The organism is Paenibacillus oryzisoli, from assembly GCF_050467285.1.
Lineage (GTDB): Bacteria > Bacillota > Bacilli > Paenibacillales > NBRC-103111 > Paenibacillus_E > Paenibacillus_E oryzisoli_A.
Window position 1 is genome coordinate 447,580 of record NZ_JBCMUN010000005.1, and the last position, 14,432, is coordinate 462,011.

Below are 14,432 nucleotides of genomic sequence, written 5' to 3' on the forward strand. Positions count from 1 at the left end.
GAAAAAGACCCCGCCTCTCAGCGGAGCCCCAACTTCCCTGCAGCATTCGTCTGCCGCCGTCGCATCGCCACATTCGTCACATACACTCCGGCGACAATCAGCACAGCGCCCACAAAGTGATACACATGCAAAGACTCGCCTGTAAACGAAATCGCAAACAAGGCGCTGAACAGCGGAATAAAATTGAGAAAACCCGCGCAGCGCTGCGGTCCGATCAATTCAATCGCCCGATTCCAGCTCATGAATGCGACAAGCGAGGCGAATACACCGACGTACACGAGCCCGGCTGCGAGCGGCCAGCTCCAACCGATGACGGCATCCCGCACACGCAGCTCAATCGCCGCAAGCGGAATCAGCACAACCATCGCGATGGCGATCTGCACGAGCAGGAACGCGCTGGCTGGGAAGCGTCCCGACATCTTTTTCATACCGACGGAGTACAACGCCCAACATAGAATCGCCGCAAGCATGTACAAATCCCCGCGATTGATGCTGAGATGAATGAGATCCATCAGCCTCCCCTGACTGATCATCCAGCCGACTCCGAGCATCGAGATAAGAATACCCGGCAACGCGCCCCAGGCAAATTGATCCTTCATCACGAACCACGTAATCAGCACGATAAAGATCGGCGTCGCGGAGTTCATGAGCGAAGCATTGATCGATCCGGTATACTGAACCGCGACGTAGGTTAAGGAGTTGAAGCCGGCTACGCCCGTCAAGGCGAGAAACAGCACCATTTTCCAGGAAGCCAGCAGTTCTCGCCGATGCCGCCAGGCCTCTTTCCCGACGAATGGCGCCAAAATGACAAAAGCGATGCCCCAGCGGAACGCGGCCAGCGTAATCGGCGGCATGTGTGCGACAAGTCCTTTGCCGGCGACGAAGTTCCCGCCCCAGATGCAGGTTGCGAGCAGCAGCAGGACATAAGGTAAACGAACTTTCATGCGGATCTCCTTTTCAGTGCGTACGCGAGGCGAACGCGAACATTATGGCACCATCATACCGCCGATCGCCGTGGTTGGGAAGCCTTTTACCGTTCCGAAAGAAAATGCTCGTAAGCGACTTGGCAATAGCAGCCAAGCGGAATCAGCTCGGCAAGGCAGGCGTGCATCTTCTGCTTTTCCGTGTCGTCCAAAGGATACAGCCCTTGATACGTAAAATAAATGATGCTCTCCGCCTCGTCGTAACGCTTGAACGTCAGCTGACCGTAAGGATAGAGGCTGTTGATCGCCTCCAAAATTTGAATCTGGTTCAAGCTCTTTTTCAAAGCCGCTTGCTTCACGATGTCCGGCAGTTCGGACAGCAACGGTACCTGATCCGCGCGTATCTCACCATACGCTTTGACCAGATACGTCGTGTAGGGGTACAAGTAAGCGTTTGCATATTTTTCCAGCCTGAGATGGTCTTGTTTGGATAGTTCGAGCTCGTCAGTCCATGCATAAATCGTCGCCTTATGCTTACTAGAAGTATGAATTCGGATGTACCTTAAATGGGGGAAGCGCGCTTTCACCAGTTGCTCGGACCGTAACCTTGTTCCCATCAGGATCACCTCTTTCCGAATGCTCTCTGCTAATAGCATATGCTTGCGAGGATCTAGTTGCCGATGTGGTGAAAAAAAACAGCTGCCCTTTTACGACGAAAAGGCAGCTGTTCGGTGATCGATTATTGTGGGACTGGCAGGCCGAGTCCTTCCGCAATGCGGGTGCCGTAGTCCGGGTCCGCTTTGTAAAAGTGGCCGATTTGCCGGATTTTAATATCTTCGCGCTCGACCGGCTTCATCGCCGCGACAATCGTCTGCACAAGACGTTCCCGCTCCTCTTCGCTGAGCAGCCGATACAGGTCCCCCGCCTGCGTATAGTGATCGTTATGATCATACGCCACGCTGTCCGCTTGGCCGGTTACGTCAAGCGGCGCCGGCTTATCCGCCGGAGATTCCGCCGGCCCGCCGAAGCTGTTCGGCTCATAGTAGACGGAGTCGCCGCCGTTGCTGTCCGGGCGCATCTGCCCGTCGCGCTGGTACGTGTTCACTTCGCTGTGCGGCCGATTGATCGGCAGCGCGTGATGGTTGGCACCGACGCGATAGCGGTGGGCGTCGCTATAGGCGAAGAGTCGGCCCTGCAGCATTTTGTCCGGCGACGGCTCGATGCCCGGCACGAGTGTGCCCGGCGAGAACGTCGCCTGCTCAACCTCCGCAAAATAGTTGTCCGGATTGCGATCCAGCACCATACGCCCGACTTCGATCAGCGGATAATCTTTTTGCGACCATACTTTGGTCACGTCGAACGGATCGAAGCGGTATGTATTCGCGTCTTCCAGCGGCATGATTTGCACACAGACTTTCCAGGCCGGGAAATCGCCGCTTTGGATCGCGTTAAACAAATCCTCCGTATGGTAATCGGGATTCTCGGCGGCAAGCTGCGCGGCGAGCGAAGGGGACAAATTTTGCACCCCTTGTTCGGTTTTAAAATGATACTTGACCCACACCGCTTTCCTTTCGGCGTTCACCCATTTGAACGTATGGCTGCCAAAACCGTGCATATGCCTGTACGTCGCCGGGATGCCGCGATCCGACATGAGGATCGTCACCTGATGCAGCGATTCGGGCGAGAGCGACCAGAAATCCCAGATCGCGTTCGGGTTTTTGAGATGCGTCTGAGGGTGCCGTTTCTGCGTATGAATAAAATCGGGGAACTTGATCGCGTCCCGGATAAAAAACACGGGCGTGTTGTTGCCAACCAGATCGTAATTCCCTTCATCCGTATAAAACTTGACCGCAAATCCGCGCGGATCGCGCACGGTATCCGCCGAACCACTCTCTCCGGCAACAGTGGAGAACCGAATAAAGAGCGGCGTCCGCTTGCCGACCTCGGCGAACAGGCTTGCTTTTGTATACGCTGTCAAGTCCTGCGTCACTTCAAAATAACCGTGCGCCCCCGCCCCTTTGGCGTGGACAACCCGCTCCGGCACGCGTTCGCGGTTGAAATGCGCCAGCTTTTCCAATAAATGAACGTCTTGAATTAGCGTCGGCCCCCGAGCTCCTGCCGTCTGCGAGTTCTGGTTGTCGCCTACCGGCGCGCCCCAGCCTGTCGTCAACTTCTTCCGATCTGAACTCATCCCCGTATCACCCTGCCTCTTCCTTATCTGAATAGAATCCCTCTTCTACTCTATTCGAAGGGAGAGGCAGATATGATGTTTGACCGGCCTACAGACCTAATCTGCACCTGCTTTAAAAGACATCCCCTGCGCCTGAAGCGCCGCCCGCAACGCTTCCAGCGCCTTTGGCCCCATGCCATGAAGCTGCCGCAGCTCGGCTTCCGACTTCTCGCTAAGCTGCGCGAGCCTCGTGATCCCTGCTCCCGCCAATGCCCGGCGGGCTGGACTGGCCAAATCTTTCATCTGTTCAAAATCATTGGATGGTGCCTGCTTCATTGCCGCCACGCTCCTTTTCATGCGCAGGATCTCACACCCCGGCGCGAATCAATTTATACAAGGCTTGCGTCCCGCTGTCGCCTTCCCCTTGCGCCGCAAGCCGGTCGTAAAGCGACTTCGCCAGTGTCAGACCCGGCAGCTCCACGCCCATTTCCGCGGCGGATTCCAAGGCAATGCGCATATCCTTGATGAAATGCTTGATATAGAAGCCCGGAGCAAAATCCCCGCCGATCATGCGCGGGCCAAGATTGCTCAAAGACCAGCTGCCTGCGGCGCCGGTTTCAATGCTTTTGAGCACGGTCTGTGGGTCCAGTCCTGCCCGCTCCGCGTACACGAGCGCTTCAACGACGCCCATCATATTGCTCGCAATCGCGATCTGGTTGCACATTTTCGTATGCTGACCGGCACCTGCCGCACCTTGATGCACGATGTTCTTGCCGATGAACTGGAACAACGGCAGCATGCGCTCGAACACCTCGCGGTCGCCGCCAACCATGATCGACAGCCGCGCTTCTCTGGCGCCAATGTCGCCGCCGGACACCGGCGCGTCGAGCGCGAATAAGCCGCGCTGCTGCGCTTCCTCATAGATACGTTTCGCCAGCATAGGGCTGGACGTCGTCATATCGACGAGCGTTGCTCCCGCTTGGGCTCTCGCCAGGATGCCCTGCTCGCCGAAGTACACTTCTTCGACATCGCTCGGGAAGCCGACCATCGTAATGACGATCTGGCTGTGCGCCGCGACCTCGCCGGGCGTGTCCTGCCACACGGCGCCCTGCGCGATCAGCGGGTCCGCTTTGCTCTTCGTCCGATTATATACGTGAACGGCATAGCCGTTTTTCAAAAAATGCCCCGCCATGCTCTGCCCCATCACACCGACCCCGATCATGCCGATGACGGGTTTGCTTTCTTTTACTTGCTCTGTCACTGCGCAATCCACCTTTCCGCTTGCCTGATCATTAAACATGCTCGTTCTAAACTTATCATCCACGGCGAGTCCGGTCAAACTCGGGCTTGCAGCTTCAAATTCCCAGCCGGCGGATCACTTGGTTAGTACATGGTGGACAAGCATTTTGCGAGCCATCGTCGTCGTGTGTTCTTTTTTCTGCAGCAGGACAAAATCCCGGTCAAACCGGTACCCATCAATTCCAAGCTCGCACAGCTCGCCGGACAGCAGTTCCTTATGAACGGTCAAGCGGGATAAAATGGCGACCCCCAACCCCGCCGCTACCGCCTCCTTCACACCCTGCGTGCTGTTAAATACATAATGTTTGCCCAATTCCATACCGGCATCCGCAAAAAATCGGTCGCTGACCGCCCGCGTTCCGGAGCCTCGTTCTCTGACAATCCAGATATGGCGCTGAAGCTGTTCCGGCGTCACCGTTCGAAATGCCCGAAGCGCATGTTCCGGAGATACGATCAGCAGCAATTCGTCTTTCCGGAAAGACACCGCCTGCAGATCCGCTTGCGTGACCTCGCCTTCCACCAGCCCCAAATCCAAATCGTTCGCGCTAATAGCTCGAGCGATTTCTTCCGTATTGCCGATCGTGACCTGAACGTCTACTTTGGGATATTCGCGGATATACCCAGCGAGCAATCGCGGAAGCAGGTACTCCCCGATCGTAAAGCTGGCGCCAATTTTGAGTACACCTGTCACCTCATCTTGAAGCAGGCGGATCTCTTGCTTCGCTCCCTCGTAAAGTGAGAGGATTTGCTTTGCATGCCCATACAGAATTTCTCCGGCTTCGGTCAGCTTGACGTGTTTGGGCGATCGATGCATGAGTTTGGCACCAAGCTCATTTTCCAGATTGCGAATGTGCAGGCTCACGCCAGGCTGTGAAAGGTTCAGCAGCTCTGCGGCTCTGGAGAAATTACTTTGTTCCGCGACAGTTGCAAATACACGCAAAGTTTCAACAATCATGGGGCTCCTCCCGAATGCTGGTATTGTTGATTGTATTTTATTTACTTTTTGTATTGTGCGTCAATCATAAGTTTTTTAAATGATTATCATCGTTTATTCGTATTTCACTTCCCATTCGCACGGCTTTATAGTGGGGTTACAACGAACAGCACGTAGGAGAGTGAAGCGTAATGACACAAGTTCGTGCAATACCGCTTATTACGAATAAGGGGTTCGCCCGGGGAATCGGCTTGACCCTGGCAATCGCGATCGCGGCCAAAATCTTATCCACTCTGCCGCTGCTAAGCATCATGGGGCAGCTTGTCCTCGCGATTGTGCTTGGCATGTTTTGGCGAAGTACGCTCGGTGTGAAACCGCATGTTAGATCGGGGATCGCTTTCTCAAGCACGACCTTGCTGCGCTCCGGCATTATTCTGCTCGGCGTGCGCTTGAATCTTGCCGATATCGTGCGGGCTGGACCTAAAGTGCTGCTGCTCGCGGTGATCACGATTATATTCGCTTTGTTCGTCGTCTATAGGCTTGCCCGTCTTTTCAATGTCGAGACAAAGCTCGGATTGCTGACCGCCTGCGGTACCGCCATTTGCGGTGCCGCCGCCGTTGTAGCGATTTCACCACAATTAAAGGCGGGTGATGATGATACTGCCATAAGCGCTGCAACGGTTGCGATTCTGGGCACGATTTTCACGCTGCTGTATACGTTCCTTTATCCGGTGTTAGGCCTTAGCCAAGCTGGATATGGCGTATTTGCTGGCGCTACCCTGCATGAAATCGCCCATGTTATCGCGGCCGCCGCACCAATTGGCAAAGAAGCCGTCGATCTGGCGGTTATTGTGAAACTGACCCGTGTCGCACTGCTTGTCCCTGTCGCCATTGTGATCGGGATTTGGACCCATCGTTCCAAAGCCAAGGATCAGGGGGAATCGGAGCCTAACGCCCCTAGCGCGATCCCAATCCCTTGGTTTATCGTCGGCTTCTTCCTAATGAGCGCAGTTAATTCGCTGCACCTCATTCCCGCTGCCTTTGCGGAGCATCTGCTCGTCGTGGCGTACTTGCTCATTGCCATGGCCATGGCGGGGCTAGGCTTAAAAGTCGATCTTCACACCTTCCGCCGCCTGGGCATGAAGCCTTTCGCCGCCGGATTGATCGGCTCCATCCTTCTAGCCGTGCTCGATTTCTGTCTTGTTCATGCCTTTAAGCTGACCTGATTATTTTCGTGCAGCATCACGACGGAGAGTGCGGGTCAGCCCACTTATTTCATACAAAATAAAAGTAGCAAACCGCTTCTATTATAAGTTTTTCAGCGATTTACTAAAAATAAGAGTGGCAAACCACCTTTAACAGGGCGGAACGCTGCCATTTTGCTTGCTGATCGACAATATAAGTGTGGTTTACTACTTCTATTTTATAAGCAGCCCCTGATAATCAAAAAATAGCGGTAGTTGACCACCTCTATTTCTATGTTCGATTGCCTTGGCTAGAAGTCGATGCGGCGCCACACAGAAAACTCAAAAAGCCGGACGTCAGCAAGACGCCCGGCTTTCTTGTCAAATCCTTAAATTCCTTGGAACGTAAACGCGTAGCTGTAACTGCGGTTCGCGAACAGCGTGAATTCGGCGTGCGTCCGCGCGCCCCAGCTGTCGTCGCCGCCGACGCCCATCTGCTTGTCGTTGACGCGCAGCACGATTTTATCGCTTGGCGGCAGCAGGTACGGATGCGAATGCGCCTCAAGCTCGGACGGCGCATACGGCAGCGCGTTCAGCTCGACCTTCGGCAATCCGGCGATCCGGATGCCGCGGCCCTCGCCGTTCGTGAGCGTTGCCCAACGCACGTCCGTTTTGTTGCCGCACTCCTGCGGACGCAGGTACGGCACGAATTGCTCTGCGACCGTGCCGCGGTGCAGCGCAATTTTGGCGCCAACCGCACGGTCCCAGTGGTTCTCGTGCGGCCCGCGGCCGTACCAAGCGAGCTGGCCGAACGCGGCGTCCAGCTCGAACATCAGGCCGACTTCCGGGATTTCCGGAAGTCCTTCGCCCGGCGTGAGGTCGAGTCGCACCTCGACCTCGCCGGAAGGCCGCACCGTGTACACCACGGCGGCCAGGGACACAGGCGCCGTCGCGATTTCATAGCGGACGTGCACTTCCGCGCTGCCGTTCACACTGGCGTCCGCCGTGAGCGAAAGCAGCTTGCGGTCGCGGCCTGCGTGCTGCCAAGTCGCGCAGCGGGTATGATGGCCGTTGCCGCGGTCATTGTCCGTGTAGGCGCGCCAGAAGTTCGGCACCGGCCCTTTGGTGAAGCGATCCAGGCCGTCCACCGCGTAAGACGTCAGATCGCCGGTTGCCGCATCGAACGCCAGTGAGAAATGACCGCCTTGCAGCAGTACCGCCGCTTCCGTATCCTGAATAGTCACAGGAGCAGGCGTAGTAGCGGAGACCGCCGTCTCTTGACGAGCGGCGCGGGAAGCCGTCGAAGCCGCTTCATACCGGTTCGCCGCAGTCAAAACAAATTGCTCCCAGGCAATTTCATGCCCTGGCTCGCCCCAAGCCGTCGCATCCGCCAAGTGCAAGCTCAATGTCAGGATGAACTCATCCTGCGGGGAGATGCCTTTCAGCGCTGGAAGGCCCAGCTCCACAACCGCGCTTTCACCAGGTGCGATCGACACAGCCGGGAACGCCCCGTTAGCCGCGAACGGTTCGCCATTGCGCGTAACTTCCCACGTCCAGGCGTACTCGTCCAAGTTGGTGAACAGGAAGTTGTTCGTCACCTTGACTTGCCCTTTTGCGAGGTCGACGCGTTCGATTTTCACGTTTTGGTAGCATTTTTTTACTTCATACAGCTTAGGCGACACCGAGCGATCGGCAAAAATCAACCCGTTCCCACAGAAATTTCCATCATTCGGCGTATCGCCGAAGTCGCCGCCGTAAGCCATGTATGTTACGCCGTCCGGCGTTGTCGTACGGATCGACTGATCGATCCAGTCCCAGATGAAGCCGCCTTGCAGCACCGGATACTGCTCGAACAGTTCCCAGTATTTGAACAGGTTTCCGCACGAGTTCCCCATCGCATGGCTGTATTCACACAGAATAAACGGCTTCTTCGGCTTGTTGCGGGCGTAAGCCTCGACTTGTTCGATCTTGGTATACATCTGGCTTTCTATATCCGAAGCCGCATCCGACTTACGCCAATGGAAGATGCCTTCGTAATGAACGACGCGGGACGGATCGGTTTCCCGAAGGAAATCGTGCATCTTGATGAAGTTCTCGCCGCCGAGCGACTCGTTGCCGAGTGACCAAATGACGATGGACGGGTGGTTCTTATCCCGCTGCAGCATGGAGTTCGCCCGATCGAGCACCGCGCCGGTCCATTCCGGCTTGCTGCCCGGAACCGTGATGCCTTCCTCCTCTTGCCCGTAGGACCAAGAACCGTGCGTTTCCAGATTCGTCTCGTCGATGACGTACAAGCCGTATTCGTCGCACAATTCGTACCAGTACGGATTGTTCGGATAATGCGACGTACGCACCGCGTTGATGTTGTATTTTTTCATCAGCAAAATATCCTGCACCATGCTCGCCTTATCGACCGAACGACCGCGATCCATATCAAATTCGTGGCGATTCACGCCTTTGAACATAATCGGCTGTCCGTTAATGCGCATCAACCCATCCGCGATTTCAAACTTGCGGAAGCCAACCTTGCAGCTTTCCGCCTCAATCAAGCGCCCTTCTGCATCACGCAGGAAGAGAACCAGCGTATACAGGTTCGGTTTTTCCGCGCTCCATTTGGCCGGACTTTCTACTTTCGAGGTAAGCTCCAGCTGCTGCTGTTCACTGCCTGTAACGTCTACATTTCCCTGCAGCGTCGTGACTTTACGGCCGGCGCCGTCGTACAGCACCGCTTCCACCTGACGCTCGCCTGCCGACAAGCCGTCATAGTTGGTTACTGTCGCATTAACGCGCAGCACCGCATGTTCGTACGCTTCATCCAAATCTGTATTTACAAGGAAATCCGCAAGATGCGTCGCAGGCGTCGCATACAAATACACGTCGCGGAAAATACCGCTCATCCGCCAAAAATCCTGATCCTCCAGCCAGCTCGCATCGCTCCAGCGGTATACTTCCACCGCAAGTTTGTTCTCGCCTTCAACCAGGTATGGCGTCAAATCAAAATCCGCTGGCGTAAACGAATCCTGGCTGAAACCGACGAAATCCCCATTCACCCACACGTAAAAAGCGGACTCTACCCCTTGGAAGCTGATGTAGACCGGCTCATTTTCCCAACTTGCAGGCACCGTGAAGTTGGTCGCATAGGACCCTACCGGATTATAGTTCACCGGTGCAAACGGCGGCTTCAAATCCTCATGGCCAACCCATGGATAAATGACGTTCGTATACTGCGGGTAGTCGTAGCCTTGCAACTGCCAATGGGAAGGCACCTCAATGTCCTTCCATTCGCTGCAATCGTAATCGCACTCATAGAAGCTTTGCGGTCTGCCCTGTGCATTCTCCGCCCAGTGGAACTTCCACTTGCCGTTCAAAGATTGATAGCGGCGCGAAGTTTCACGAACGCCAGCCAAAGCTTCTTCTTCCGTATCGAAAGGCATTAACGTGGCATGCGCAGCCACTCGGTTCAACTGAAAAATCTCGGGATTGTTATTCCATTCCGGATACCCGTTCACAGGGGGTGTATATACAAATTTCTTCGCCATTTTATTAATTCCTCACTTTGCTGGTTAATTGCATATTCTGCGCCAATACCCTTATTGTACAAGACCGTATTTTCAAATAATATATAAGATACGACGCATCCCATATCAAAAAATGAAAGTGATGATGGCGCCAAATGACACTGGATTACCGCAAATTTTTCGTAATTACCGGCAGTGACCGCAAGCTTCCCTTAATTCTGGAAACGATCGGTTTTGAAAACCACCAACAAGACATGGCTCGCGAGGAAGGCTATCCTTGCTTTCATTGGCTCCAGACCGTGAAAGGCACCGGCGGACTCCAGCTGAAAAGCGGCCCCGTCAAGCTCGGCGAAAATCAAGGCATGCTCCTGCCCGCAGGCGTCCCTCATGTATACAATGTTCCCGATACGACATGGTCGACGTGGTATTTAACGTTTGATGGGGCGCTTGCCGCCTCCATCGTCATGGCGCTCGAGCTGCCGCTCTCCACGCCGATATCCTGGGGAGCCGATACGCCGCTGGCCTCCATTCACGACTACTATTACGACAAATACCATGACAGCCACGATTTCACCGGCACCAGCGGCTCCATGGAGGTGTACCAATTCCTGACGCTGCTCAAAAAACACGGCTACGTCAACCGCAGCGCCTCGATTTCCCAAAATCACGAGCGGCTGCTGCCCCTTTTGCAAGCCTTGGAACACGCCTACGCGCTGCCTGAAACCGGACTCGCCTGGATGGCTGAGCAGCTCGGCGTCTCCCCGCAGCACATGAACACCTTGTTTCGTCGTGCGTTCGGGCTCTCACCGTACCAATATCTTCTCCAGCTGCGTCTGCAAAAATCGAAAGAAATGCTCATCGCGCAGCCCGGCCTCACGATTCGGGACATCGCCGAACGCACCGGCTTTCTGGACGCGTCGCATTTCATCTCGACCTTCCGCAAGTCGGTCGGCCTGACACCTGATTTGTTCAGGAGCCAGTACAGCAAGTGAGGCTTGTACTAGGAACTGGGAAGGCCCTCCGCTTGGGCATCAAGCCTGCCAAAAAGCAGGAATTTGCCTCTTCCTCCGTCGGATTGGATGAGATGCCTGCGAATGCGCAGGCATTTTCGGCGAGAGCCCTCTTTTGGAGCTAATTCGGCCTAAAAACCTGCCTTATCGCAGGCATTTTGGTAAAAACGCTAATTTTTTGAAATATGCCTGCCTATTCGCAGGCTTTTGCCTGATCTCCTGGGCAAGTACCTGATTAGCCAATCATGCCGCTGCGTAACACCCACGATGGATGGAACTTCGCGCGGCGACCGCTCGGCATCGAGCTATGTCCAGGGGAGTGACGCAATCGGCAGAAATCAAATTTGTCGTGTACAGCTCTCACTCTTAATCTGACGACATTGACGAGCTCCCTCCCCCACCTTGACACCAAAAAAGGCGCGCACATCGCTCCCGCCATGTGCACGCCTTCCTTTAACCGCTTATTTATACTTCTTAATAAACGCAATCGCCTTCGCAATGTCCGCTTCCGGCTGGTCGCCCACTTCCCGCTCAATCGTCAAGTAGCCCTTGTAGCCGATGTCCTGCAGCGCAGCAAAATACCGATCAAAATCGACGCCGCCCTCGCCAAGCGCCAGCTCGCGGTACGAGCTGCCCGCCGCCGCTTCCTCCGCAATCGCCTCATGGCTCATCGGCTTGTAGCCGAGCGCGCCGTACACCTCGCGCGGGTCGACTTCGCGCAGGCGAATGCCGTCCTTCACGTGCGTATGAACAATGTAATCGCGCAAGGTGTAGACGCCCTGCACCGGATCGTCGCCGGTCACCATGACCATGTTCGCCGGGTCAAAATTGACGGACACGCCCTTGGTGGACAAATTGTCCAGGAAGCTTTTCAAATGGGCCGACGTTTCCGGCCCCGTTTCCACCGCAAAGTACGCGCCCAGCTTGCTCGCGTACACGCCAAGCTCCTCGCATGCTTCGAGCATCGTCTGATAGACACCGTCGCTCTTCTCCTGCGGAACAACGCCAATGTGCGTCGTCACGACGTTCGTACCGAGCTCGACCGCAAGATCGAGAATGCGCTTCGACTTCTCGACTTTCGCCGCGTTCGCTTCGCGATCCTGGAAGCCATGGCCGCCGAGATCGCCGCACAGCGCCGAAATATGCAGTCCGAGCGATTCGATATACGCTTTCAGCTCTTTGCGCGCCTGCGGGGTCAAATTAGCCGGATCCATCTCGCCGGAAACCGCATAAATTTGCACGCCGTCAGCGCCCATCTCCTTGGCTTTGCGCAAGCCATCGCGCAGGCCAAGCTTCAAACTGTCTACCATAATGCCGATTGGATTCGAAATCATCGCACTCTCTCCTTCTCCACTGTGAAATTAGCCAAGCTCAGCCCAAATTCTGCGAATATTGTCCAGCCCGATGCGCGTGCCCGTTCTGCATTCTTCCATGCCTTCGAACTCCAGTGAGATGTAGCCGTCGTAGCCGGAGTCCTTCACCAAGCGCAGCACATCCGCCATCGGAATGTCGCCGTGCCCGGCAATGGCGCCGCGCAAATAGGTGCCATGCGTGGAGCGGAACCAGCCTTCACCGAGCGGACTGCCCGCAGGGCGAACGTAGAAATCCTTCACATGTACGATGGACGCGAACGGCAAATTGTTTTGTACGGCAGCGACAGGTTGCTCATCCACGCACAGGAAATTGCCGATATCGAGCGTCGTCTTGAAATTGTCGCGGTCTACTGCATGAATCAGCGCCTGCACGCGATCGCTTTGCTGAATGAAGAACCCGTGATTCTCGACAGAGGTCACGATGCCATACTGCAACGCGTAATCCGCGATCTGACGGCAAGCCTCCGCCAGCTTCGGCAACACTGCGTTGAAATTGCGGATGGACAAATCTTCGCTGCGCGCGACGTCGTGCCGCATTTTCTTGACGCCCAGCCGAGCGGCGATGTCGACTTCTTTTTTAACCCGCTCGATCTCCTGCAGGTAAGCCTCTTCCGTATCCGTCAAGAAATTTGCGCCGATCGCATAGTTCGAAATATCAAGCCCTCGCGAAGCCGCCTTCTCCCGAATCTGCTCCGGCAGCTCGGGACTTCCGATCAAATCAAAGCCAAGCGGCACGATCTCAACATGCTCGCCGCCTTGGTCCGCGATCCAGTCGATTACGTCCATAATCGTCATTTGTCCTGATTTTAACGCTTGAAATAAACTGTATGAGCTAACGCCAAGCTTCATGCGAAACTCTCCTTTTCTGTTCAGTGGATGGCTCCGCTACAGGCGGATTTCCTGTCCTTTCGCAGCCGATTCATAGATGCCGCAAAGGATTTTCATCATATTAATCCCATCTTCGACCGGGCTGATCGGCGTTTCGCCGGAAAGCACACACGAAACGAAATGCGAGATTTCATTTTGGAACGCGCTGTTAATCTCAATGGATTTATTGTTCGTTTGCGGCGACACGTTCGTAATCGTATCCAGCACCTCGGTCACAAACGTCAGCTCCGGCTCCAGCTCCACGCCGCCTTTATCGCCGTACAGCTTCACGGAAATCTCGTCCTTTTTCGCATGCAGTGTAAAGCTGACGTCGATCATGAGCGACGCGCCATTCTCAAAGCGGATAAGCGCATTCGCCAAATCCTCCACCGTGTTGTGCTCGGCATCGTAATCCGCTGCTTTATAGAAATTCAAGTTCTTGATGTTGGCGCGGTTGCCGAGCTGACGATACGTATTGCCGCTGACGGATACCGGCTTCGGTCTACCCATCAAATACCAGCACACGTCGATCACGTGGACGCCAATATCGATCAGCGGGCCGCCGCCGGAGCGCTCCACGTCCGAGAACCAGCCCCCGGGATTGCCGAGGCGGCGCAAGCAGGACGCTTTGGCATAATAAATACTGCCGAGCTGACCGTTGTCAATAAAATGCTTCGCCAACTGCGCATTCGTATCGTAGCGGCGAACGAATCCGACTTGCAGCGTTTTGCCTGTTTCCTGCACCGCCTGCCCAATTTGAAGCGCTTCCTCAACGGTTTTGCACAGCGGCTTTTCCACTAATACATGCTTGCCCGCGCGCAGCGCCGCGATGCTCAGCTCCGCATGCGTGTTATTCCACGTGCAGATGCTGACCGCATCGATCTCCGGATTCGCCAGAAGCTCACGATAGTCTGTATAAATATGCGGAATGTTATACTTGGCCGCCTTGCCCTCCGCCCGCTCTCTGTTCAAATCGCACACGGCGAACAGCTCCGCCTGCTCTTCCTTCACATAAGACGCAAAATGCAAATCGGAAATGGAACCTGCCCCAATCACGCCAATCTTCAGCTTGTTATTCATCGGAAAGTGTGCCTCCTTCATTCATTTACTCTTCTAAGGTAGCACGTCCTCTCGGAGAGATGAATACATAGAAT

Annotated in this window: 12 protein-coding genes; 2 read left to right on the plus strand and 10 right to left on the minus strand. The window is 55.1% G+C overall.

The annotated features are described in order from the left end of the window. Positions 1-17: 17 nt before the first annotated feature. The 6 genes from ABE504_RS07960 to ABE504_RS07985 form a co-directional block, all read right to left on the minus strand. Positions 18-944, minus strand: coding sequence for a DMT family transporter (locus ABE504_RS07960; RefSeq protein WP_430086799.1), 927 nt, complete (start codon positions 942-944; stop codon positions 18-20). An 86-nt stretch (positions 945-1,030) separates the two neighbouring features. Continuing rightward, positions 1,031-1,540, minus strand: a complete 510-nt coding sequence (locus ABE504_RS07965) for a hypothetical protein (RefSeq protein WP_430086801.1) — start codon at positions 1,538-1,540, stop codon at positions 1,031-1,033. Between the two features lie 122 nt (positions 1,541-1,662). Then, on the minus strand, positions 1,663-3,114 hold the full coding sequence (gene katA, locus ABE504_RS07970) for a catalase KatA (RefSeq protein ID WP_430086804.1): 1,452 nt from the start codon (positions 3,112-3,114) through the stop codon (positions 1,663-1,665). A gap of 96 nt (positions 3,115-3,210) precedes the next feature. Beyond that, a complete protein-coding gene (locus ABE504_RS07975) occupies positions 3,211-3,429 on the minus strand; it encodes a DNA-binding protein (RefSeq protein ID WP_430086806.1) in 219 nt (72 codons plus the stop codon). A gap of 31 nt (positions 3,430-3,460) precedes the next feature. Then, a complete protein-coding gene (locus ABE504_RS07980) occupies positions 3,461-4,315 on the minus strand; it encodes an NAD(P)-dependent oxidoreductase (RefSeq protein ID WP_430087429.1) in 855 nt (284 codons plus the stop codon). A 153-nt stretch (positions 4,316-4,468) separates the two neighbouring features. Further along, on the minus strand, positions 4,469-5,347 hold the full coding sequence (locus ABE504_RS07985) for a LysR family transcriptional regulator (protein ID WP_430086808.1): 879 nt from the start codon (positions 5,345-5,347) through the stop codon (positions 4,469-4,471). 170 nt (positions 5,348-5,517) lie between these two features. On the opposite strand from ABE504_RS07985, the gene ABE504_RS07990 reads away from it, so the two are divergent. Continuing rightward, positions 5,518-6,552 (plus strand): YeiH family protein, encoded by a 1,035-nt coding sequence (locus tag ABE504_RS07990; protein WP_430086811.1) that lies wholly within the window; start codon positions 5,518-5,520, stop codon positions 6,550-6,552. Between the two features lie 347 nt (positions 6,553-6,899). Here the strand turns inward: ABE504_RS07990 and ABE504_RS07995 are convergent, their stop codons facing one another. Then, positions 6,900-10,049, minus strand: a complete 3,150-nt coding sequence (locus ABE504_RS07995; RefSeq protein ID WP_430086814.1) for a glycoside hydrolase family 2 TIM barrel-domain containing protein — start codon at positions 10,047-10,049, stop codon at positions 6,900-6,902. A 134-nt stretch (positions 10,050-10,183) separates the two neighbouring features. Between ABE504_RS07995 and ABE504_RS08000 the strand changes: the two genes are divergently transcribed. Then, entirely contained in the window at positions 10,184-11,020 is an 837-nt protein-coding gene (locus tag ABE504_RS08000; RefSeq protein WP_430086817.1) for an AraC family transcriptional regulator, read from the plus strand. A 479-nt stretch (positions 11,021-11,499) separates the two neighbouring features. Here the strand turns inward: ABE504_RS08000 and ABE504_RS08005 are convergent, their stop codons facing one another. The 3 genes from ABE504_RS08005 to ABE504_RS08015 are packed head-to-tail and all read right to left on the minus strand — an operon-like array spanning position 11,500 to position 14,358. Beyond that, entirely contained in the window at positions 11,500-12,372 is an 873-nt protein-coding gene (locus tag ABE504_RS08005; protein WP_430086820.1) for a sugar phosphate isomerase/epimerase family protein, read from the minus strand. A gap of 27 nt (positions 12,373-12,399) precedes the next feature. Further along, a complete protein-coding gene (locus ABE504_RS08010) occupies positions 12,400-13,260 on the minus strand; it encodes a sugar phosphate isomerase/epimerase family protein (protein ID WP_430086823.1) in 861 nt (286 codons plus the stop codon). Between the two features lie 36 nt (positions 13,261-13,296). After that, positions 13,297-14,358 carry a Gfo/Idh/MocA family protein gene (locus ABE504_RS08015; protein ID WP_430086825.1) on the minus strand — a complete coding sequence of 354 codons (1,062 nt, stop codon included), beginning with the start codon at positions 14,356-14,358 and terminating at the stop codon, positions 13,297-13,299. Positions 14,359-14,432: the final 74 nt, after the last annotated feature.

Bases quoted from the DNA above. Each gene is read 5' to 3' on its own strand.
- ABE504_RS07995 (WP_430086814.1), bottom strand. From the start codon at position 10,049: ATGGCGAAGAAATTTGTATATACACCCCCTGTGAACGGGTATCCGGAA.
- ABE504_RS08000 (WP_430086817.1), top strand. From the start codon at position 10,184: ATGACACTGGATTACCGCAAATTTTTCGTAATTACCGGCAGTGACCGC.
- katA (WP_430086804.1), bottom strand. From the start codon at position 3,114: ATGAGTTCAGATCGGAAGAAGTTGACGACAGGCTGGGGCGCGCCGGTA.
- ABE504_RS07980 (WP_430087429.1), bottom strand. From the start codon at position 4,315: ATGATCGGGGTCGGTGTGATGGGGCAGAGCATGGCGGGGCATTTTTTG.
- ABE504_RS07960 (WP_430086799.1), bottom strand. From the start codon at position 944: ATGAAAGTTCGTTTACCTTATGTCCTGCTGCTGCTCGCAACCTGCATC.
- ABE504_RS07965 (WP_430086801.1), bottom strand. From the start codon at position 1,540: ATGGGAACAAGGTTACGGTCCGAGCAACTGGTGAAAGCGCGCTTCCCC.
- ABE504_RS08005 (WP_430086820.1), bottom strand. From the start codon at position 12,372: ATGATTTCGAATCCAATCGGCATTATGGTAGACAGTTTGAAGCTTGGC.
- ABE504_RS08010 (WP_430086823.1), bottom strand. From the start codon at position 13,260: ATGAAGCTTGGCGTTAGCTCATACAGTTTATTTCAAGCGTTAAAATCA.
- ABE504_RS08015 (WP_430086825.1), bottom strand. From the start codon at position 14,358: ATGAATAACAAGCTGAAGATTGGCGTGATTGGGGCAGGTTCCATTTCC.
- ABE504_RS07975 (WP_430086806.1), bottom strand. From the start codon at position 3,429: ATGAAGCAGGCACCATCCAATGATTTTGAACAGATGAAAGATTTGGCC.
- ABE504_RS07990 (WP_430086811.1), top strand. From the start codon at position 5,518: ATGACACAAGTTCGTGCAATACCGCTTATTACGAATAAGGGGTTCGCC.
- ABE504_RS07985 (WP_430086808.1), bottom strand. From the start codon at position 5,347: ATGATTGTTGAAACTTTGCGTGTATTTGCAACTGTCGCGGAACAAAGT.